The organism is Lysinibacillus sp. FSL P4-0201, assembly GCF_038593425.1.
In the GTDB taxonomy this organism is placed as follows: Bacteria; Bacillota; Bacilli; order Bacillales_A; family Planococcaceae; genus Lysinibacillus; species Lysinibacillus capsici.
The window spans coordinates 509,609-529,390 of the sequence record NZ_CP151995.1; the positions used below are offsets into that span (position 1 = coordinate 509,609).

Genomic DNA, 19,782 nt, shown 5'->3' on the forward strand with positions numbered 1-19,782 from the left:
TCAATAGTTAATTGAAAAAATTTCTCAATCGAATTATTATTTTTTCAGTTATATTAAAATATACGAAGATAAGCGTAAAAAGTTTCGTTTATTCAGCTTACAATGATGTAAGTTTATGTTAACTCTATAGAAAATGTCTTTTTAAGCTATAAAGTCCATGTTGAATTCATAGGAACTACTAGAATTCTAAGTTGTCTCGTAGGAGAGAGTTAGTTGGAAGTAGGGGTAAAATTGTTAGTCCACTGATTATAGTATGTTTAAATGAGGCTATTTATACATAGAAGTTAAAAAAATTTAAAAGAGCAGCCCCATAACATGTTGGAGCTGCCCTTGAAATAATTAGTCTTGGCCTTGTTGTCCAGAAGTAAACCAATCTTGAACATTCCAGACTTTTGTTACGAGTCCTTCATAGAAATCAGGTTCGTGACTTACTAGCACAATGGTACCTTTAAATTCTTTCATGGCACGTTTTAATTCATTTTTTGCATCTACATCTAAATGGTTTGTCGGTTCATCGAAGAGAAGCCAGTTAGCTTCCTCCATCATTAATTTACATAAACGCACTTTAGCTTGCTCGCCACCAGATAAAGAATTAAGCGGACGTGTAATATGGTCAGTTTTTAGGCCAGCTCTTGCTAAAGCTGCACGTACTTGGGCTTGTTCCATAGAAGGGAATGCATTCCAAACATCATCAATTGGCGTGATTTTCTCAGCTTTTACTTCCTGTTCAAAATAGGAAGGATATAGGTAGTCACCACGGACTACTTTCCCACCAAGTGCATTAATTTTACCTAACATTGTTTTTAATAATGTGGATTTACCAACACCATTCATACCGACTAAAGCAATTTTTTCTCCTCGTTCAATCGCAAAAGAAAGTGGAGGAAGTAATGGCTTGTCTTTATCGTAACCAATCACTAAGTTCTCAGCCTCTACAACATAGCGGCTAGATGAACGGGCTTCTTTAAAACCGAATTCTGGTTTTACAGCTGTTTCTGGGCGATCAATTCGCTCTAAACGATCAAGTTGCTTAGCGCGTGATTTTGCACGACCAGTAGTGGAGTAACGAGCCTTGTTTTTGGCTATAAAATCTTCTTGCTTCTTGATGAACTCCTGTTGCTTTTCATAGGCTTCAATATGCTGACGTTTATTGATTTCAGCAAGTTCAAGGAATTTTTCGTATGTTGCAGTATAACGAGTTAATTTAGAAAATTCCAATTGGAAGATGACATCCACTGTTTCGTTCATAAATTCTGTATCATGTGAGATTAGAAGGAAAGCATATGGATAGTTCTTTAAATAAATTTTCAACCAAGTAATATGTTCCTCATCAAGATAGTTCGTCGGCTCATCTAATAAAAGTACTTTTGGCTTTTCTAATAAAAGCTTAGCGAGTAGTACTTTTGTGCGTTGTCCACCAGAAAGAGCAGCTACATCACGTTCTAAGCCAATGGCATCCAGGCCAAGTCCACGTGCCACCTCTTCAATTTTCATATCTAATGAATAAAAATCTCCTGCATCTAATGCATCCTGCACTTCTGCCATTTGTTCTAAAAGTACTTCTAATTCTTCAGGCGTTGCGTCTGCCATCTTGCCTGTAATTTCATTCAGTTCTTCTTCTTTTTTATATAATGGTAAAAAGGCATCGCTTAACACTTCACGCATTGTTCTACCAGCCGTTAGTACGGTATGTTGGTCTAGATAACCATAGTGTGTACCAGGCAGCCACTCAACTTTTCCTGTATCGTGGATCGTTTGACCTGTAATGATGCTCATTAATGTAGACTTACCGACACCATTAGCCCCTACGAGTCCAATATGATCACCTTCCACTAAGCGAAACGATACATCTTTAAAGAGTGTACGATCACCGAAAGAATGACCTAAATTTTCTACTGTTAATATTGCCATATCTGTTCCTCCAACTATCTTTCTTGTTTACATTTTATAGTTCTGCAAGCTGCTTGTTAAGTTCTGCTAATTGAGCTTCCATATTCGCAAGACGTTGCTCTGCCTTAGCTACCTGATCGTTGTGTCCAGTAGACTCCAACTTTTCTATATCACCTTGTAAATTCATATAGTCCATTTTTAACTCTCTAATTTGGTATTCAATATCACTTTTTGTTGGCATGATGACTACTCCTTTTGAGAATATTTTTATAGTGAATGCGTGTAAAAGCGATGGAGGTTTTACTAATCCCCCACCGCTTATTCTTTAAAATCAATCGGGTACCTGTTGAATATACTGATGTCCCAACTTCTATAAGAGGAGTTGGAGTGAAAAATTCTTATATATTGTATCATAATCATCTTGGAAGTAGCACTAAGTAGAAGCGATATTATGACGATCATAAGCAAAATCTAAGAGTAATGCTTGGAGTGTTTCATTATTACCAGCAAGATTGAGCTGTCGCTGTTTTCTCACTGCTCGTTCACTGCGGGCTTCGTGTAAAAGAAATTCCATGACAGCATTTTGTATTTGTGATTGCTTCATTTTACGACCAAGTCCTAGATGGATAAAGCCGTTGTGCTCGCGAGGGAAGGCGTGTAAAAGCTCAGCTTCAGTTTGTGCAAGTGTAATGCATGGTACACCATATGAGGCAATTTTATAAGGTGTATAGTTAGCATTACAAATAATGACATCTGCTTTAGGTAGTAGTTTGAGGAGTGCATTTTTATCTCGAAGAATGGCAGTATTGCGACGACTAAGTACCATCATTTGCAAGTCATCCGTTGCATGGCGATAGCTGTCGTCAATCATAACTGTAATTTGTAGTGGTATTTGTAGTTGAGTTAGGTGTCGAAGTGTTCGATACGTTAAATTATGCTCGTCCCCATCCTCAAAAGCGACAACGATATGAGGCGGATTTTCAGGTGTTTTACTATCAGGTATATTATCGAAATGTTGATAGGCATCTGGAAGAGCAAAAACAAAGCTTCCACCAATATAATGCGATGGTAAATAATCTTTCACTTCTTGATAGAGTGCTAGTAATACACAATCACAGGCTTGGCCACCTTCACCAAAATCATCAAAATGAATAATTGTTTTGCAGAAAGGTCGTAATTCCTCTACTTGCCAGCCTTCAGAGTTTCGCCCATCTCTAACAATTAAATCAGGTTGAAGTCCTTTGATTTGCTTAGGTAATTCGTTAAAGTGATCAAATAGAATAGGAGTAACTCCTTCATTCATTAAAATTTGGATTCCGTCATTTGAAGGAGTCTTTACAAAGATAAAAACCTTCTCATTCGAAAGTAGTTTAGCTAATGTTGAAACCCGTTCAAAAGGATACAGCCCTTTATCAATACAGCTTTCAATAATGAAAACAATCGTTTTTTTTGGTTCAATTGCGTGTGTTTCGTTTTGCAAATGTATCCCATCCTTTCCTCTGTCTCTTTAAATTATGGCGAAGAAAGAGCAAGTATGTGTAAAATTTAGGATTTGATCATGAATGTCTCTAGCGGTTTCTTCTAGAATAGCTATCTTTAATCAGTTTTAATCATCAAAAAAATGGTCGATATATATAGAAAGGCGAATTGTAGGAATATACATAACAATTGGAAGGTCTTTATCTTGGTTCGAAAAATCCCTCTACAAATGGAGATGATGGGATGTTTTTTAAATCCGATGTGTCAAGATAAGCGTAATTGATATACTATCAATAAGTAGAAGGACGGGAGAAAAAATGAGTATGCGTGCAGCGATTGTTGTAGGGGCGACTGGTTTAACCGGCTCCGCTCTAGTTGAACAATTATGTGAAAATGATGAGTATATTTCAGTAACAGTTATTGCACGAAGAAAGCTAACTTATACGCATCCAAAGTTAGAAGTGAAAATTCGTGATTTTGATAGAATAGAAGAAAATGATATAGGATTTGCTCATGAATTGTATTGTTGCTTAGGTACAACCATTAAAAAGGCAGGCTCTCGTGAAATGTTTGAAAAGGTAGATTTTGAATACCCGTTAGCAATTGCCTCTTTAGCAAAAAAACGGGGAATCCCTCATTTTCTTGTGATTACTGCAATGGGAGCTAATGAAAAATCTCCATTTTACTATAATCGAGTTAAAGGCAAACTTGAGCGTGATTTAGAGGAACTAGGCTTACAAAGGCTTTCCATTATTCGCCCATCACTCTTAGTAGGGAACCGTGATGAATTTCGATTAGGAGAAAAGGCAGGAGAAAAATTATTAAAGCTTGTACAGCCTTTATTAATTGGACCTTTAAAACGTTCTAGAGCAATTGAAGCCACACAAGTGGCAAAGGCTATGATTATCATTGCCCTATATGGTAAACAACAGCCAGTCACTATTTATCCATCAGATGAGTTAGCAACATTAGAGTATCCGGAAGTACCAGAAGAGGACATTTCAAGAGAGATATTATTTAATTGGGATAAGCTGAATGAAGGCGAGAAAGTTAATCGTGAGGTTGTCATTAATCGAGATAAATATAAGCTTGAGGAAACGGTCATTGATAAGGAAGTCCATTTCCGACAACGTGATCAGGATAATTAATTTAGGGATTAAATTTGTCGTTCCGTCTAAAGACTGAATTTATATCAATTGTCATGACAATCCTTTCCGAGCCACTTTTCATTTGTTACAATATTATTGTAGAAGATGAATGTGGAGGCAAAGTAAAGATGAAAATTTTACTCGTAGATGGCACGATGTTTGGTCGTAAAACTGGTGCTATTTTAGAGCAAGTAGAGCAATATATTAAAGAATTAGATGCTAGTTTCGAGTTAGAAATGATGCATTTTAGTCAATATAAGCATCAAATTGTGGATGGTTCTCCATTAAATGATGATATGAAAAAAATGATTCAACAATTTGAGGAGGCAGACGCTTACATTATTGCAACGCCTATTTTCCAAGCGTCTATTCCAGGCGTTTTGAAAAATGCCTTTGACTTCTTACACCCTAAAACAATGCGCTATAAGCCCGTATCCATTGTTGCAAATGGAGGCACATATCAGCATCACCTTGTAGTCGAAAATCAGCTAAAACCTATTTTAGACTACTTCCGAGCGCTTGTTACGCCAAACTATGTGTATACACATACATCACATTTCGATGCAAATAATACTATTGTAGATGCAGACGTTCATAGTCGTTTACGTGAATTAGCTCGTGTATTTGTTCAATACTGTGAAATGAGCAAGAACTTGCCCAAAGAAACAATTGACCAACATTAAGATAGCCCTTGTACGGTGGTAAGAAATCACTGTGCAGGGGATTTTTCTTTGTAAGTATTGTTTTAGTATGTGATAAAATAAAACTTTAGTGACTCAGGAAGGAGGGCTGCTCATGCAGGACATCGCTTTACTAGAAAAACAACGCTGTAATCTTATTTTGACCAATAAGGCGAAGGAAGCGGTAGAGGAATGCTCAGCAAACGAGCATGCCTTTTTTGCGTTACAAAGATCTTTTACCGTCTATATTGAAAAACGAAAAGCAAAAACAGTTGGTGAAACCTTTTTATCCATCTATTTTAATGCGGAGGACAATGAAAAATTAAGCGATATTCTTACTGAGAAAACGGTTATTATGGATTGTGTGCTAAAGGTGGAAGGATTACTGGCAACCAATATTCGATTTGTCCATATGCGTGGACCTATTAACACAAATCGTCGCTTAGCAGCCGCATTACAATTTGTGACGAAGCCTAATAATGGAGCAGGTATTCCACTTGAGCTTCACACCAAAATAAGACAGCTACCGATTGCAGAGGAACGTACAGAGTATGTAAAAAAACGTATAGCCAGCTGGGAAGGCTATTTAAAAATACAAGAACGAGATGCAACCATTGATGATATTCATACAGAATTTAAGCAAAGCTATTTCAATGAAGATTTTACACGCTTAACCATTGTATGTCCCTACATAAAGAGTAAAGAATGGAAAAAGCTAGAGGGGTTAAGTGTTAGCATTCAAGGAATTCGAGGCGAGATAGGACAGGTTATTAAGGCTAATGCAGGAAAGCAAACGGTAGAAATTGATGTAAAGCCTTTTATACAGGATTTGGCTCGCAAGGACCAGCTGAATCTTCGTTCCAAACAAGCGAGCTTTAGTAATTTTGCAACATTAAGCCAAATTCGACGACTACGTAATGGTTTTACAAAGCTAGAAAAGGGTGAGGCAGTAAACCCTAATTTAGAAACCATACTGTTTGAGCGGCGTCCTGTAGTTCGGGCATCTAAGCTACGCGAAGATATTGAGTTTCATAATAATTTAAATGAATATCAACGACGAGCCGTTTTAGGTGCACTATCTGTTGAGGATTTGTATGTCATTCAGGGTCCACCTGGTACGGGGAAAACAACTGTCATTTCAGAGATTTGTCAGCAAAATGTTAAAGCAGGCTTAAAAACACTTGTTGCCTCACAGTCTAATTTAGCTGTAGATAATGCATTAGGACGCTTACTGTCCAATCAAGAAATTCGAATTTTACGCTATGGTAGAACGGAAAGTATTGAGGAAGAGGGTAAAAAATTCATAGAGGAAAATGTTGCGCTTCAATGGCGTGAGCAGACACTTGCTGCGATTGAAGAAGCAATTACAATATTTCCAGAACGTCAGCAAGAGCTAGAAGCAAACCTTGTAAAAGCAAAAGATGAGCTAGAGAAATTAGAGCAATGGCTAGAGCAATTAACACAGGAAATTGCTGCAAAAGAGCAGGCAGCTATGGAAGAACCCATTTTACAGCAAGAGATTCAAGCATTAAAAAAAGAATTGAAGGCGGCTAAAACAGAGCAACAAACATGTGAGACTCAAAAAGAGCATTATGAAAAACAGCTCGCACAAATTGAGCCAATTGTACAGCAGCTTGAACAGACACTTGCTGATTACCCTTCAGTCGAGCAACTACAGCGTACGATTGAGGAAACTACTGAAAAAGTGAAACATCTAGAGGCTGCTGCTCAATATAAAGAACTACAAGAACAAAAGCACCAGTTAACACAGCAATTTGAAGAGATACAGCAGAAATATGAAATCGAAAGTAATCGTCTAGTAATCATGAAGGAAGCGCAAAAATATATATACACCTTAACCTCATTTGAGCTTATTCAGCGTTTTTTACAACATTATCAAATTCGCCCTTCTCATGTACTTTCGCAACAAATAGGTCGCTTGCAGTATTTAGAGGATGCGAAAGATTTAGAGGCATGGTCAACGATTAATGCTCGTTTACAAAAAGCAATTGTGAAGCTAGAGGCTTTGGTTACGCATGAAGTCAAGGAGCGTGCCCTTGCTAAAAGTAGACTACAACCAGTACAATCGTTTTCTTTGCAAAACCTTACTGGTGTATTTGCACAATTAAACACGGCTTTTCAAGATGGTCAAGCACCAGCAAGTGATGTTATTGAAAGTTATTTGCTCGGGCTATATATGCGTCGTGATTTTGTTTGGCAAAAGGGAATAGCACTAAAGCAACAGCAAGAGCATAAAGATCAGGAATACGAAACTTTTCGTAAAAATCTAGTAACTTTAATTCATCAGGAGTGTGCAATAACTAGCTTCGATGTGCAAAGTTACCAGCGGCAGCTCCAACCATTTATACAGCATACTGAGCGGTTACAACAATTAGCAAACGCCTTTCAAATTACTGAAGAACCAGAAGAATCTGTAGAATATTTAAAAATTCTTGCCTCACAAGCTAGAGAGTCTCTTCTACAAGCAAAGCAGCAACTGGAGGCAGTGGAACAGGCTAAAGTACAACTCATTCCTAAACAAGCCTCTTTACAGACTGTCCAAACAAACTTGCAGGAAGTAGAACAGCAGCTAACGCTTATAGAAGAACAAATAAAAGATATTAATATAGCAGGATTGAAGAAAGAAAAGCAACTAGCTACCTATACCAAGCTCTTACAATCTATGCCAGAACGAACGGCTGAAGAGGTGAAGGAAGCTATTCAAACTGCAAAGCAAGCAATCGAAGCATTCCAACGTCAGGAAAAACAGCTACCTCTTCACAAAAAACTACAAGAACAATGGCGTGAAAAATTACAAAACGCAACAGAGTATGATTTAGATGAAATTCGAAAATTGTATGTGCGTCATGCGAACGTTATTGGTACAACATGCGTAGCTTCTGCCAGTAAGGAGTTTATGGAAAATTATCCGACCTTTGATGTGGTTATTATTGATGAAGTTTCAAAGGCAACACCACCAGAATTGCTCTTACCAATGCTAAAGGGGAAGAAAGTTATTTTAGTAGGTGATCATCATCAGCTACCACCATTACTTGGGGATGATACGCTGGAGGAAACATTAAAGGCAATGCTAGAAGAAAATCCAAACTTTGAAGGCGCACAGGAATTAAAAAATCTGTTGCGTGAATCATTATTTGAGCGTTTATTTAATAATTTGCCACCAACACATAAGCAAATGCTAGCATTGCAATACCGCATGCATGAGAAAATCATGCAAAGTATCACACCGTTTTATGCGGAAGAAGAAAATGGCTTGCAATGTGGCTTACCAGATTCGGATGCAGCAAGAGATCATGGCTTAGAAGGGCAGTTTATAAAACGTGATGACCATTTACTGTGGATTGATATTCCAACAGAAAAACCTTATTTAGAGGAGCAAGTAAAAGGGGGAACGAGTCGTTTTAATGAAGGAGAATTGCTCACAATTAGACGTATTTTACTAGATCTCAATGAAGCTGTGAAGGCAGCAAAAGAAGCAGGCCGTATGCCGCAGGATGCTCAAAAAAGCGTTGGTGTCATCAGTTTCTATGGTGAGCAGGTAAAGAAAATTAATCGCCTTCTTCAGCAAGAATTACAGCTACCACATCTGCAATTTAGAACAGGGACTGTTGATAAATTCCAAGGGATGGAAATGGATGTCATTTTAGTGAGCATGGTTCGTAATACACCTAAAGGCGGGGATATTGGCTTTGCCAGAGATTATCGTCGATTAAATGTCGCGCTATCTCGTGCCCGTGAGTTACTACTGCTTGTTGGAAGTGCAGAAATGTTTGCAAAACGTGCAAAACATCAAGAGACAAGAGAGATGTATGCGAATTTGTTAAAAACAGTAAAATCCTACGATGGCTTACGTAATCATGAAGGATTGGTGATATAGATTGTCAAAATTACAACAACGACTAATGCGTGAGCTTCAGCAGAATCGTAATATTAAGATTGTCAAAACGGCTGAATGGTGTATTCCCATTCGAACAGTTGATGTGACCTATGAGCCTGTTCGTCGTTCAACAATGGATGTCTTAATGACAATGCTTCTGCTTAGTATTCAAGAGGCGGATTTTAGCAACGCACAGGAATTGAGCGAGTTATTGCTTGTAGACCCGTTATTTATTGAAGACTTGGTTTCTTTAATGATTCGAGTAAACCTTGTGAGGAATGAAGATGATTTCTATAGGCTAACTGAAAAAGGACAGAGGCAGCTAGAAAGAGGTATTTTTGAAGAAGAACTAGAGAAAGAAACCTCTACGCTTTACTTTAGTCCTTGCCATCAATCGTTTCTTACTATCGATACGAGGAATGATGAATATGATGAATTGCCAGAGCTTTATCGTTATATTGACAAAGAGGCAGAACAACAGGAACAATTTGAGGAGTCCATGGTGATTGCAGCTTTGCAGGAAGCGGATCAAGAAGAGGAAGGTAGCTCTCAGAAAGTCATCGCAAAAATTGTTCAAACAGAAGCTCAACAAATTAATGATAGCCCATGTTTAGAGTTTGTTCTTTATGATAAGGAACAGGATATAGTATTTGTACGAGTATGGAATACATTACTCAATCAATGGGATCATCATTTAGAGCAACAGCTTACAGACAAAGAACAATTAACATGGCGTGAGCAATATTTATCTTGATTCAATAGGATTTCAATTGCTAGAAAAAACGAACGTAAATCGCGTTCGTCTTTTTTGTTTTACATTATAAATTTACAGAGTTAGGTGATAATCGAAAAATTTTTTCGATAAAATACTACATTAGCATAAATTAAACCATTGCTAAGGAGGGGACAGATGTTAACGATTAGTTTATGTATGATTGTTAGAAATGCACAATGTACGATTGAAAGATGCTTAGATTCGGTTCAGCACCTCGTGGATGAGATTAATATTATTGATACTGGTTCAACTGATCGTACAAAAGAGATTGTTCAAAATTTTACCTCTCGAATTTATGACTTTTCCTGGTGTAATCATTTTGCCAAAGCACGAAATTTTTCATTTCAGCAGGCAACAAAAGACTATATTTTATGGCTTGATGCTGATGATATTATGACAAAGGAAAATCAGCACAAGTTCAGCCAACTAAAGCAAACATTATTTCCTTCTATTGATGCTGTAACAATGGATTATTATTTGACGCTTGATTGTGATGGGGAAGTGGAGTGTAGTGAACGAAAGTTTCGTCTAGTAAAAAGGGCGAATCATTTTCAATGGGAGGGTGCTGTTCATGAGAATTTAAAGGTGTCAGGGCAGCTCTTTCATAGTGATATAGCTGTCACACATTTACCGTTAACGAAAGATATTCATCGCAATATAAATATTTATGAGGGATTAATAAAGAATGGACATTCTCTTTCAGCAATTGAGAAATTTCATTATGCCAATGAACTAAAATTGCATCACCGTTACCTAGAAGCTATTAATCAATACAACCTATTTTTGGATAGCAACTTAGGCACTACAGATAATCGCATTGAGGCTTGTTTACATGTAGGGGAATGCTATCGACGTTTACATGATGATCAACAAGCACAGCAAGCTGTTTTGCAATCTTTCTTATATGATCGACCAAAGCCAGAAGCATGTTGCCGAATGGGCCAATTTTTTATGGAGCAATTAAAACATAAAGAGGCTATTTACTGGTATTCTCAAGCCTTGCAACAAGCTCCTGCCGATACAATGACTATCCAAAAGCGTGCTTATTCAACATGGATTCCTCATTTACAATTAAGCCTTTTATACAGGGAGTTACGGTTATTTGAAAATGCCTATCAGCATAATCTAGAGGCACAAAAATGGAAACCGAATCATCAGGAAATAATCAATAATGGGAAATATTTACTTAGTCAATTAAAGATATAAATCTTTCTTATGGAAAAGGTACATCAATAAACAAGACATAAATAGCTTGGCCAATTAACACAGAGACACCTACAACAACCGTCATAAAAATTACATTACGTGGCCTAAAATTTTTTGCTTCCATTAAAAACCTCCCTCGATATAGAATATTCAGTCAATTCAAGATATGTTTAGATGGGGTGAGTATGCATAATAAAAGAGCAAATTCACATATAGAGTGAATTTGCCCTTTTAATTAATCGAACTTTAACCCCTTCAATGCTTCAGCAAGTGCATTGTTCACAGGCTCCTCGTTGTTTTGCTGCTTTAAGTACTTTTGTACGGAGCGCTTGTCGACCTTGCCTCCGCCTTCTTTTTTACGTCTTGCTTCAAAGGCTGATAATTTTTCACGATAGCCACATTTACAAACAAAAATTTGACCATCGCCTTCTCCGCGAAGCTCTAATTTTTTATGACATTGTGGACAACGTGCATTTGTGGTACGTGAGACATTTTTCCGATGACCACATTCGCGATCTTGGCAGACAAGCATTTTTCCTTTCTTGCCATTCACTTCAAGCATTGGTTTACCGCAATCAGGACATGATTTGGTAGAGATATTATCATGCTTATACTTTTTGTCACTACCCTTAATCTCTGTAACAATTTCCTTTGTGTAATTTTTCATCTCGCTAATAAATACATCTTTTTTTAGCTTGCCCTTTGCAATAAGTTCAAGCTTTTGCTCCCAATCTGCTGTCAGGGCAGGAGATTTTAATTCCTCTGGCACTAGGTCGAGTAGTTGACGACCTTTAGAGGTAATATAAATATCTTTGCCACCACGTTTTTCTATTAAGAATGAATTGAAAAGCTTTTCAATAATATCTGCACGTGTAGCGACTGTGCCAAGACCACCCGTAGATTTTAATGTGTCGGCTAATTTTTTATCATTCGTTGCCATATATTTTGTTGGGTTTTCCATGGCTGATAAAAGAGTAGCTTCATTAAATCGAGCAGGTGGCTTTGTTTGACCAGAAGTTTGGGCAATAAGCTTTACTTTTAACATATCGCCCTTATCAATGCGTGGTAGTATTTGTTCCTTTACGTCATCTGCTGTGTCCTCATCATCAAAGCGATGCTCATAAACTTCCTTCCAGCCAGATGATAAAATCGTTTTTCCACGAGCAATAAAGCTTTCATCGCCAATTTTTGCACGCAGTGTTAGTTGTTCATATTCAAAAGCAGGCAGTAGAACAGCTAGGAAACGCTTTACAACAAGATCATAAATTTTACGTTCCTTATCTGTGAAAGCTGAATAATTTACATAGCCCTCTGTTGGAATAATCGCATGATGATCTGATACTTTACTATCATCGACAAAGGCCTTTGTTGGCTTGATTGGTTTAGTAAGCAGTTTATTGGCGATGGAGCGATATTCACCAATACCACAGGCCTTTAAGCGTTCTGGTAGTGTAGCAACGATATCCTGTGAAATAAAGCGAGAATCCGTACGTGGATAAGTTAACACTTTATGTTGCTCATAGAGTTTTTGCATGATATTCAATGTTTCTTTCGCTGAGTAGCCGAAGATTTTATTGGCATCTCGCTGCAATTCAGTTAAATCATAAAGACCAGGTGCAAATGATTTTTTAGGTTTCTTTTCAATGTCCGCAACGATGGCATTGTTATTTCCTATTTTTTTCACCAGTGTATTGATTGTATCTTTATCAAAGCTACGACTATTACCATTTTGGTCTTGCCATGTAAGCTTTAAGTTATCAGTTGTTTGCGCTTCAATACCATAATAAGTTTGTGCCTTAAAGTTTTTAATTTCATCTTCACGTGCAGCAATTATTGCTACTGTTGGTGTTTGTACACGTCCGCAATTCAACTGTGCGTTAAAGCGGGTAGTTAAAGCACGAGTAGCATTAAGCCCGATATACCAATCTGCCTCTGAGCGAGCTACAGCAGAGGCATAGAGATTATCATATGCATTGCCTGGCTTTAGATTGGCAAACCCATCTTTTATTGCCTTATCTGTAACAGAGGAAATCCATAAGCGTTTCAAAGGCTTTTTAATTTTCACTTTATCAAGTATCCAGCGTGCTACTAATTCACCTTCACGTCCAGCATCTGTAGCAATGATGATTTCATTAACATCATTACGTGTAAGCTGACTTTTGACTGCATTAAATTGCTTTCCAGTTTGCTTTATAACCGTTAATTTTAAGCGTTCAGGTAACATGGGGAGATCTTCAAGATTCCATGTTTTATATTTCACATCATAGCTTTCTGGGTCAGCCAGTGTTACAAGATGTCCAAGCGCCCAAGTCACAATATATTTATCTCCTTCAAGGAAGCCATTTCCTTTTTTATTACACTTCAGCACACGTGCAATATCACGTGCTACAGAAGGTTTTTCAGCAATTACTACGCTCTTTGCCATTGTTAACACCCTTTCATAGTTCCATGGTTTTAAATATAGCATAGGTTGAGTGGGTTCGCAGTTTAACTGAAGCGAATTTATTAAATGTCGGAGGATGATTTAGGCAGGTAACAGTTAAGAAAGTATAAATTTCAGAAAAAATATTGAATTCTGAAAATTATTATGTTAGTCTAGTGTACATGAAAATGAAGTAATGGCTTCATAGTATAAATAAAAAAAGGATGAGCTTCTTTTATGAGAGATCAAACAATTCAGCAAATGATTCAAGAGAAATATCAAGAGTTGTCTAAAAGTCAACAAAAGGTAGCTACATTCATATTAAAAAATTTACAGACAGTAGGAATCCACTCTGCTTCATATGTAGGGGAAAAGGCCGGAGTAAGTGAAACGACAGTTATCCGTTTTTGTTACGCATTAGGCTTATCTGGTTATGCACAATTGCAACGTCAGGTAACCATGCATTTATTTAATGAAGGGAATGCAAGTAGTTTGCAGAATTATTTGCAATCGAAGCAAGCTCTTTTTGAAAATCCACGTTTTTATGTAAAGACGATGGAAAAGGATGCATCTCGCATTTTAAATATGGCTAAAAACATTAACGAGGAAGACTTTAATCGAGCTTCAGTATTGCTCCATGAGAAGAAAAAAATATATATTGCAGGGAATGGCTCTTCCCATTTAGCTGCACAGTGGCTTCATTTTACATTAAATCTTTTGCGACCGAATGTTGTTTTATTAAATTTTGAAACAAGTGAGGTCATACGTGCTATTCAAGAGATTGATGAAAATAGTGTAGTAATTATTTTATCATTCCACCGTTACTTTAAAGAGCCGATCCAATTTGCAGCCGAATTACAAGAAAAAAAATGTGAGATTATTGGCATAACCGATTCTCAAATTGCACCTATTACTCAATATGCAACTATCACCTTTGTGAATGAACAACAACAAGAAGTTTCAACAATTGATGCTATGCCAGCACTCATAGCATTTTTAAATACACTAATAGCAGGAATGACTGCTCAAGATCATGACTATTATGAAAATCAGCGCGTAAAATATGACGATTTTCAAAATAGCTTTTTAGCAAACCGATGGAGTTGACTAATATGAACCAAATTTTACAAGAGTTACAGCCACTTCTTACAGATATTTTTAAACATTTACATGAACATCCAGAAGTTAGTTGGCAAGAGCACAATACAACTCAATATATAGCAAATTTATTAAGAGAGGCCCAAATGGAGCCACACCTTTTTGAAGATATGACAGGACTTTATGTTGATATAGGGGAGGGAACACCTAGAGTAGGGTTCCGCACTGATATAGATGCACTTTGGCAGGAGGTTAATGGTGTCTTTCAAGCTAACCATTCTTGTGGACATGATGGTCATATGACGATGGCTATTGGAACTGCATTGCTGTTAAAGGACATGGAGCATTTACTGTCAGGTGCTGTACGCATACTATTTCAGCCTGCTGAGGAAAAGGCCCAAGGAGCACGTGCATTTGTCGAAAAAGGTATTATAGATGATTTAGATTATTTATTTGGTGTTCATGTTCGCCCATTAAAGGAATTACAGGATGGGTCATATGCGCCAGCGTTATACCACGGAGCAGCAAAGCTTTTTACAGGGACCATTATTGGGGAAGAGGCACATGGCTCAAGACCAGAACTTGGCGTTAATGCAATTGAGGTTGGAGCAGCTATTGTCGAAGGTCTTCAAAAAATTTGGACTGATCCAACTATCTCTGCCTCTGTCAAAATGACACAGTTTAATGCGGGAGGCACCTCTACAAATATTATTCCTGGTAAAGCAACCTTTAGCATTGATGCAAGGGCCCAAACAAATGAAGTGATGCAGGTAATCACAGAGGGGGTGGAGCGTGTAAAAGCCTCTGTTGAAGCGATGTATGGTGCCAAGATTACCTTACAGGTAGATGCTCATATAGTGGCAGCATTGGTGAATGATGAAGCCTTACAACATATGAAGGCAGCTATTATTGATGTAGTTGGGGAAAAGGCTTGCGCTCCATCAGTTGTTACACCAGGAGGGGAGGATTTTCATTTTTATACCTATGAACGTCCGAAGCTTAAAGCTACAATGCTTGGATTAGGCTGTGGGGTTACTCCTGGCTTACATCATCCGCAAATGACCTTTAATCAAGACCGGCTGTTAGTAGGAGTAAATATTATTACAAGGGCTATTTTGAGAGCATTATAAAGATATAGAAAGAAGAGATAGCTATGATAGAGATAAGAGAAATCAAAACAATAGAACAACTTGAGCAGGTTCAGCAATTAGAGTTGAATGTATGGGGAATGTCTGCTATTCCTCTCCATCAAACGCTGACAGCAGTGAAAAATGGGGGCATCGTTGTAGGTGCCTATCAAGAAGATAAATTAGTCGGATTTAGTTATGGTTTTGCGGGTTTTCGAGAAGGAAAAAGCTATCTATGCTCTCATATGCTAGGGATTGATGAAAAATATCGATCACTAGGCATAGGAGAAAAGTTAAAGTACGAACAGCGAGCTATTGCTATTGAACGTGGCTATGACTTAATGGTATGGACATTTGACCCTCTTGAAACCCGAAATGCTTATCTTAATTTATCTAAATTAAAGGGTATTTGCTATACCTATATAGAAAATTGCTACGGTGAAATGCAGGATGGTTTCAATAAAGGGCTACCCTCTGATCGATTTGAGGTGAGCTGGCATTTAACTTCAGATTATGTGGTGAACGACATTACAATAGAAGTAGCGGATGCAAAACCAGTGGCAAGCTGTGAACTTACAAAGCAGGGCTTATTATGTTTAAAAATGACTGAAAATTTTGAATTTGTAGAAGAGTTGTATACGCTACCTGTTCCTAAGGACTTTCAAGCCTTAAAAGCACAAAATCCTAGCTTAGCATTGGATTGGCGTTTCAAAACAAGAACTATACTAAAGCAACTATTTTCAGCAGGGTATGTAGCAATTTCACTGCAACAACGAGAATGCTATAACGAATATGTTTTAGTGAAAAAAGCAGCTTTAAATTTGGAAGGAGCATTTTAATATGAAAATTACAGAAATCACAATACGACAATTGAAGATGAAATTAAAAGCACCGTTTACAACAAGCTTTGGCACGTTTGATGAGAGGGACTTTTTAGTCCTCGAGGCAAAAGATGAGACAGGCTTAATTGGTTGGGGAGAATCAGTTGCCTTTCATTCACCTTGGTACAATGAAGAAACACTTCAAACAAACTGGCATATGCTTGAAGACTTCCTCATTCCTCTTATTTTAAATAAAGAGATTCATCACCCCGATGAAGTGAGTCAATTATTTGAGCCGATTCGCAAAAATAATATGGCGAAATCGACGATAGAAGGAGCTATTTGGGATATATATGCACAGCAAACTGGCCAATCTCTAGCAACAGCACTTGGTGGTAAAAAGGATAAAATTGAAGTAGGTATTAGTATCGGCATACAAAATTCAATCGAGGAGTTAGTTACATTAGTTCACGGCTATGTAAAGGAAGGCTATAAGCGCATGAAAATCAAAATAAAACCGGGCTGGGATATAGAGGTTATGCGTACATTAAGGGAAACATTTCCTGATGTAGCCTTTATGGCGGATGCCAATTCAGCCTATCGTCTAGAGGATACTGAGACATTGAAACAACTTGATGCATTTAACTTAACAATGATTGAGCAACCATTGGCTTCAGATGACATTATCGACCATGCTTCATTACAAAAATTAATGGAAACACCAATTTGTTTGGACGAAAGTATCCATTCGTTAGAAGATGCACGAAAGGCTATAGAACTAGGGAGCACCAAAATTATAAACATAAAAATTGGTCGTGTTGGTGGCCTAACAGAAGCAAAAAAAATACATGATTATTGTGAGACACATAACATCCCAGTATGGTGCGGCGGCATGTTGGAATCTGGTATTGGTCGTGCGCACAATGTAGCCTTAACAACTTTGTCAAATTTTATATTACCGGGAGATACTGCTGGCTCTAATCGATATTGGGAAAAGGATATTATCGAACCAGAAGTAGTTGTAAAAGATGGTTATATTGAAGTACCACAACAAGTAGGAATTGGTTATGAAATAAATAGGGAAACGGTTAATTCCTTCACAGTCGCACAGAAAACATATCAATAAATAGACTTAAATTTCTTATATTAGAATAGTAGGTGGGCTATGAAAAAAAGTTGGCAGATAGGTGGAGCATTTGTAGGCTTAATTGTTGGAGCAGGGTTTGCATCGGGTCAGGAAATAATGCAGTACTTTACTAGCTTTGGCTTGTACAGTATGGTAGGTGCCATTGTTGCTACCCTTGCCTTCGCATTTTTAGGAATGAGTTTAGCTCAATTAGGAACAGATTTACAAACAACATCACATAAAGAGGTGATCTATCATATAGGAGGGCGATATGTTGGCATTATTTTAGATATCGTTATCACGTTTTTCTTATTTGGCGTTGCTGTTGTCATGTTTGCTGGATCAGGCTCAACATTTCATCAGATGTTTGGCATCAATCCAGTAGTTGGTAGTATTTTTATGGTTGTTATAACTATACTAACCTTACTATTAAATGTTAATAATATTATTAATTTAATAGCATTGGTTACCCCTTATTTAATGGGTATCATTTTTATTATTTTGATTTATTCTATCTTTACGATGGATATATCTATTGCAGAGCAAAATACTTTAGCGAAAGCACAATCATCTGCAGCATCTAATTGGTTAATGGGAGCGTTACTTTATGTTTCCTATAATATCGCTGCTGGTGCAGCAATGTTAATTGTAATGGGTGGAACAGTAAAGGACCGCAAAGTTGCTGGCAGAGGTGGACTACTTGGCGGTTTAATGCTTGGTATCTTAATTGTATTAATCAATATAGCCATGTTTGCTAAAATAAATGTTATTGATGGAGTAGCAATGCCAACATTAGAATTAGCAAAACAAATTCACCCTATAGTAGGTGTCTTAATGTCTATTGCTTTATTAGGCATGATGTACAATACTGCGGTGGGGATGTTCTATTCATTTACAGTTCGATTTATTGCGCCAGACCATCAATATTTTAAAGTAGCTATTGTAGTTATAGGATTAATAGGTTTTGCTGCAAGCCTAGTAGGATTTACTACATTAGTTGGTAAAGTCTATTCAACAATGGGCTACTTAGGTTTCGCCTTAATTGTTGCTGTTATTATTTCGTGGCTACGTAAACTACCAAAAACTTTATAAAGTAAAAATTTCCCTTTTGTGAACGTAAGGGAAATTTTTTTGTTTTTTTGTGATGAAAGCAAGATATATATCATACAGTTAATTTGTGTTTGCGAAATCTATCCATGCTGTTTTAAGTAAAAATTATGCTCGAAACTATAGAAAAAAGCTATTCGGTGCTAGACACCAATTTTTGAGAATGTTATATTTGTATTGTCATAGTATTTTTATAATTAGGAAAAAATAGAATACTTTATGGGTTTAATGGTTTTTCCTGATTATAAGGAGTGATGAAGTATAGAGCTAGATGAAGGATGATAGGGCCTATGGTAAAGAAAACGTTAAAACAAAGAATTGTAGACGCTTCAGTTGAATTGTTTCAACAAGATGGTTATCACAATGTAACCGTGGATCGTATTGTGGAATATATTGGGGCATCAAAGGGTGGATTTTATCATAATTTTAAATCAAAAGATGAACTGTTGTATGAAATTCATGATGTCTTTATTTCATATGTCATTCAACAATCGCAAGCTGCATATGACAAATTCGATACACCCATCACACGTTTGTGTGCCATGCTGCAAACACTGACACAAGTATTTGATATGTATCAAGCACATATTACGATTTTTTATGAAGAAAGTCGTTCACTCTCAGATGAATATAGTGACATCATCCATAAAAAGCGAGATCACTATCGTGATATTTTACAAAGAGTGATAGCAGAGGGTCAGGAAGCAAAGGTTTTTCGTACCGAATTACCTTGTACAATTGTAACAATGGCAATTGTCGGGATGATTAACTGGACGTACAAATGGTTTAAGCAATCAGGACCATTAACGATGGAGCAAATCACAGATGTTTTTACCGATATGGTATTACGGGCAATTGTGACAGAACAAGCCATGGGAGAAGCGAAGCAATTTATAATAAAGGGGTAGCCAGTAGGAAACACTGGTTTTATTATTTGTTTTTACAAACCGACTAGTCGGTATTACGCTGTAAGCAATTGTTCTTGAGCTACATTTACTATGGCAA

At 37.2% G+C, this 19,782-nt stretch carries 15 protein-coding genes; 11 read left to right on the plus strand and 4 right to left on the minus strand.

Going from position 1 to position 19,782, the window contains the following annotated elements; genetic code table 11:
• Positions 1 to 339: 339 nt before the first annotated feature.
• From MKY76_RS02540 to MKY76_RS02550, 3 genes are all read right to left on the minus strand, one after another.
• Positions 340 to 1,911: an ABC-F family ATP-binding cassette domain-containing protein gene (locus tag MKY76_RS02540; RefSeq protein WP_342557378.1), complete on the minus strand. Its 1,572-nt coding sequence runs from the start codon at positions 1,909 to 1,911 to the stop codon at positions 340 to 342.
• A gap of 34 nt (positions 1,912 to 1,945) precedes the next feature.
• A complete protein-coding gene (locus tag MKY76_RS02545; RefSeq protein ID WP_004225556.1) occupies positions 1,946 to 2,131 on the minus strand; it encodes an SE1832 family protein in 186 nt (61 codons plus the stop codon).
• Positions 2,132 to 2,323: 192 nt separating this feature from the next.
• The gene (locus tag MKY76_RS02550) at positions 2,324 to 3,370 is read right to left on the minus strand and encodes a CMP-N-acetylneuraminic acid synthetase (protein ID WP_066037048.1); all 1,047 of its coding nucleotides are present in this window, start codon (positions 3,368 to 3,370) and stop codon (positions 2,324 to 2,326) included.
• Positions 3,371 to 3,686: 316 nt separating this feature from the next.
• On the opposite strand from MKY76_RS02550, the gene MKY76_RS02555 reads away from it, so the two are divergent.
• The 5 genes from MKY76_RS02555 to MKY76_RS02575 all read left to right on the plus strand — a co-directional run bounded on the left by MKY76_RS02555 (position 3,687) and on the right by MKY76_RS02575 (position 11,076).
• Positions 3,687 to 4,517, plus strand: a complete 831-nt coding sequence (locus tag MKY76_RS02555) for an oxidoreductase (RefSeq protein WP_342557379.1) — start codon at positions 3,687 to 3,689, stop codon at positions 4,515 to 4,517.
• Between the two features lie 128 nt (positions 4,518 to 4,645).
• Positions 4,646 to 5,200, plus strand: coding sequence for an NADPH-dependent FMN reductase (locus tag MKY76_RS02560; protein WP_054549088.1), 555 nt, complete (start codon positions 4,646 to 4,648; stop codon positions 5,198 to 5,200).
• Between the two features lie 112 nt (positions 5,201 to 5,312).
• Complete coding sequence (locus MKY76_RS02565) at positions 5,313 to 9,095, plus strand: AAA domain-containing protein (RefSeq protein WP_342557380.1); 3,783 nt, start codon at positions 5,313 to 5,315, stop codon at positions 9,093 to 9,095.
• Between the two features lies 1 nt (position 9,096).
• Entirely contained in the window at positions 9,097 to 9,849 is a 753-nt protein-coding gene (locus MKY76_RS02570) for a hypothetical protein (protein ID WP_054549090.1), read from the plus strand.
• Between the two features lie 156 nt (positions 9,850 to 10,005).
• Positions 10,006 to 11,076: a glycosyltransferase gene (locus tag MKY76_RS02575; RefSeq protein WP_054549091.1), complete on the plus strand. Its 1,071-nt coding sequence runs from the start codon at positions 10,006 to 10,008 to the stop codon at positions 11,074 to 11,076.
• Positions 11,077 to 11,311: 235 nt separating this feature from the next.
• Here the strand turns inward: MKY76_RS02575 and MKY76_RS02580 are convergent, their stop codons facing one another.
• Positions 11,312 to 13,501, minus strand: a complete 2,190-nt coding sequence (locus MKY76_RS02580) for a DNA topoisomerase III (RefSeq protein ID WP_342557381.1) — start codon at positions 13,499 to 13,501, stop codon at positions 11,312 to 11,314.
• A gap of 234 nt (positions 13,502 to 13,735) precedes the next feature.
• On the opposite strand from MKY76_RS02580, the gene MKY76_RS02585 reads away from it, so the two are divergent.
• The 6 genes from MKY76_RS02585 to MKY76_RS02610 all read left to right on the plus strand — a co-directional run bounded on the left by MKY76_RS02585 (position 13,736) and on the right by MKY76_RS02610 (position 19,685).
• Positions 13,736 to 14,605: a MurR/RpiR family transcriptional regulator gene (locus MKY76_RS02585; RefSeq protein ID WP_004225544.1), complete on the plus strand. Its 870-nt coding sequence runs from the start codon at positions 13,736 to 13,738 to the stop codon at positions 14,603 to 14,605.
• A gap of 5 nt (positions 14,606 to 14,610) precedes the next feature.
• Complete coding sequence (locus MKY76_RS02590; protein ID WP_115674310.1) at positions 14,611 to 15,726, plus strand: M20 peptidase aminoacylase family protein; 1,116 nt, start codon at positions 14,611 to 14,613, stop codon at positions 15,724 to 15,726.
• A gap of 23 nt (positions 15,727 to 15,749) precedes the next feature.
• Positions 15,750 to 16,562 (plus strand): GNAT family N-acetyltransferase, encoded by an 813-nt coding sequence (locus MKY76_RS02595; RefSeq protein ID WP_342557382.1) that lies wholly within the window; start codon positions 15,750 to 15,752, stop codon positions 16,560 to 16,562.
• A 1-nt stretch (position 16,563) separates the two neighbouring features.
• Positions 16,564 to 17,670 (plus strand): o-succinylbenzoate synthase, encoded by a 1,107-nt coding sequence (menC, locus tag MKY76_RS02600; RefSeq protein WP_342557383.1) that lies wholly within the window; start codon positions 16,564 to 16,566, stop codon positions 17,668 to 17,670.
• A gap of 39 nt (positions 17,671 to 17,709) precedes the next feature.
• On the plus strand, positions 17,710 to 18,762 hold the full coding sequence (locus MKY76_RS02605; RefSeq protein WP_004225538.1) for a membrane protein: 1,053 nt from the start codon (positions 17,710 to 17,712) through the stop codon (positions 18,760 to 18,762).
• Positions 18,763 to 19,067: 305 nt separating this feature from the next.
• Positions 19,068 to 19,685 (plus strand): TetR/AcrR family transcriptional regulator, encoded by a 618-nt coding sequence (locus MKY76_RS02610; RefSeq protein WP_036078131.1) that lies wholly within the window; start codon positions 19,068 to 19,070, stop codon positions 19,683 to 19,685.
• Positions 19,686 to 19,782: the final 97 nt, after the last annotated feature.

Bases quoted from the DNA above. Each gene is read 5' to 3' on its own strand.
- MKY76_RS02540 (WP_342557378.1), bottom strand. From the start codon at position 1,911: ATGGCAATATTAACAGTAGAAAATTTAGGTCATTCTTTCGGTGATCGT.
- MKY76_RS02545 (WP_004225556.1), bottom strand. From the start codon at position 2,131: ATGCCAACAAAAAGTGATATTGAATACCAAATTAGAGAGTTAAAAATG.
- MKY76_RS02555 (WP_342557379.1), top strand. From the start codon at position 3,687: ATGAGTATGCGTGCAGCGATTGTTGTAGGGGCGACTGGTTTAACCGGC.
- MKY76_RS02560 (WP_054549088.1), top strand. From the start codon at position 4,646: ATGAAAATTTTACTCGTAGATGGCACGATGTTTGGTCGTAAAACTGGT.
- MKY76_RS02565 (WP_342557380.1), top strand. From the start codon at position 5,313: ATGCAGGACATCGCTTTACTAGAAAAACAACGCTGTAATCTTATTTTG.
- MKY76_RS02575 (WP_054549091.1), top strand. From the start codon at position 10,006: ATGTTAACGATTAGTTTATGTATGATTGTTAGAAATGCACAATGTACG.
- MKY76_RS02580 (WP_342557381.1), bottom strand. From the start codon at position 13,501: ATGGCAAAGAGCGTAGTAATTGCTGAAAAACCTTCTGTAGCACGTGAT.
- MKY76_RS02585 (WP_004225544.1), top strand. From the start codon at position 13,736: ATGAGAGATCAAACAATTCAGCAAATGATTCAAGAGAAATATCAAGAG.
- MKY76_RS02590 (WP_115674310.1), top strand. From the start codon at position 14,611: ATGAACCAAATTTTACAAGAGTTACAGCCACTTCTTACAGATATTTTT.
- MKY76_RS02595 (WP_342557382.1), top strand. From the start codon at position 15,750: ATGATAGAGATAAGAGAAATCAAAACAATAGAACAACTTGAGCAGGTT.
- menC (WP_342557383.1), top strand. From the start codon at position 16,564: ATGAAAATTACAGAAATCACAATACGACAATTGAAGATGAAATTAAAA.
- MKY76_RS02605 (WP_004225538.1), top strand. From the start codon at position 17,710: ATGAAAAAAAGTTGGCAGATAGGTGGAGCATTTGTAGGCTTAATTGTT.
- MKY76_RS02610 (WP_036078131.1), top strand. From the start codon at position 19,068: ATGGTAAAGAAAACGTTAAAACAAAGAATTGTAGACGCTTCAGTTGAA.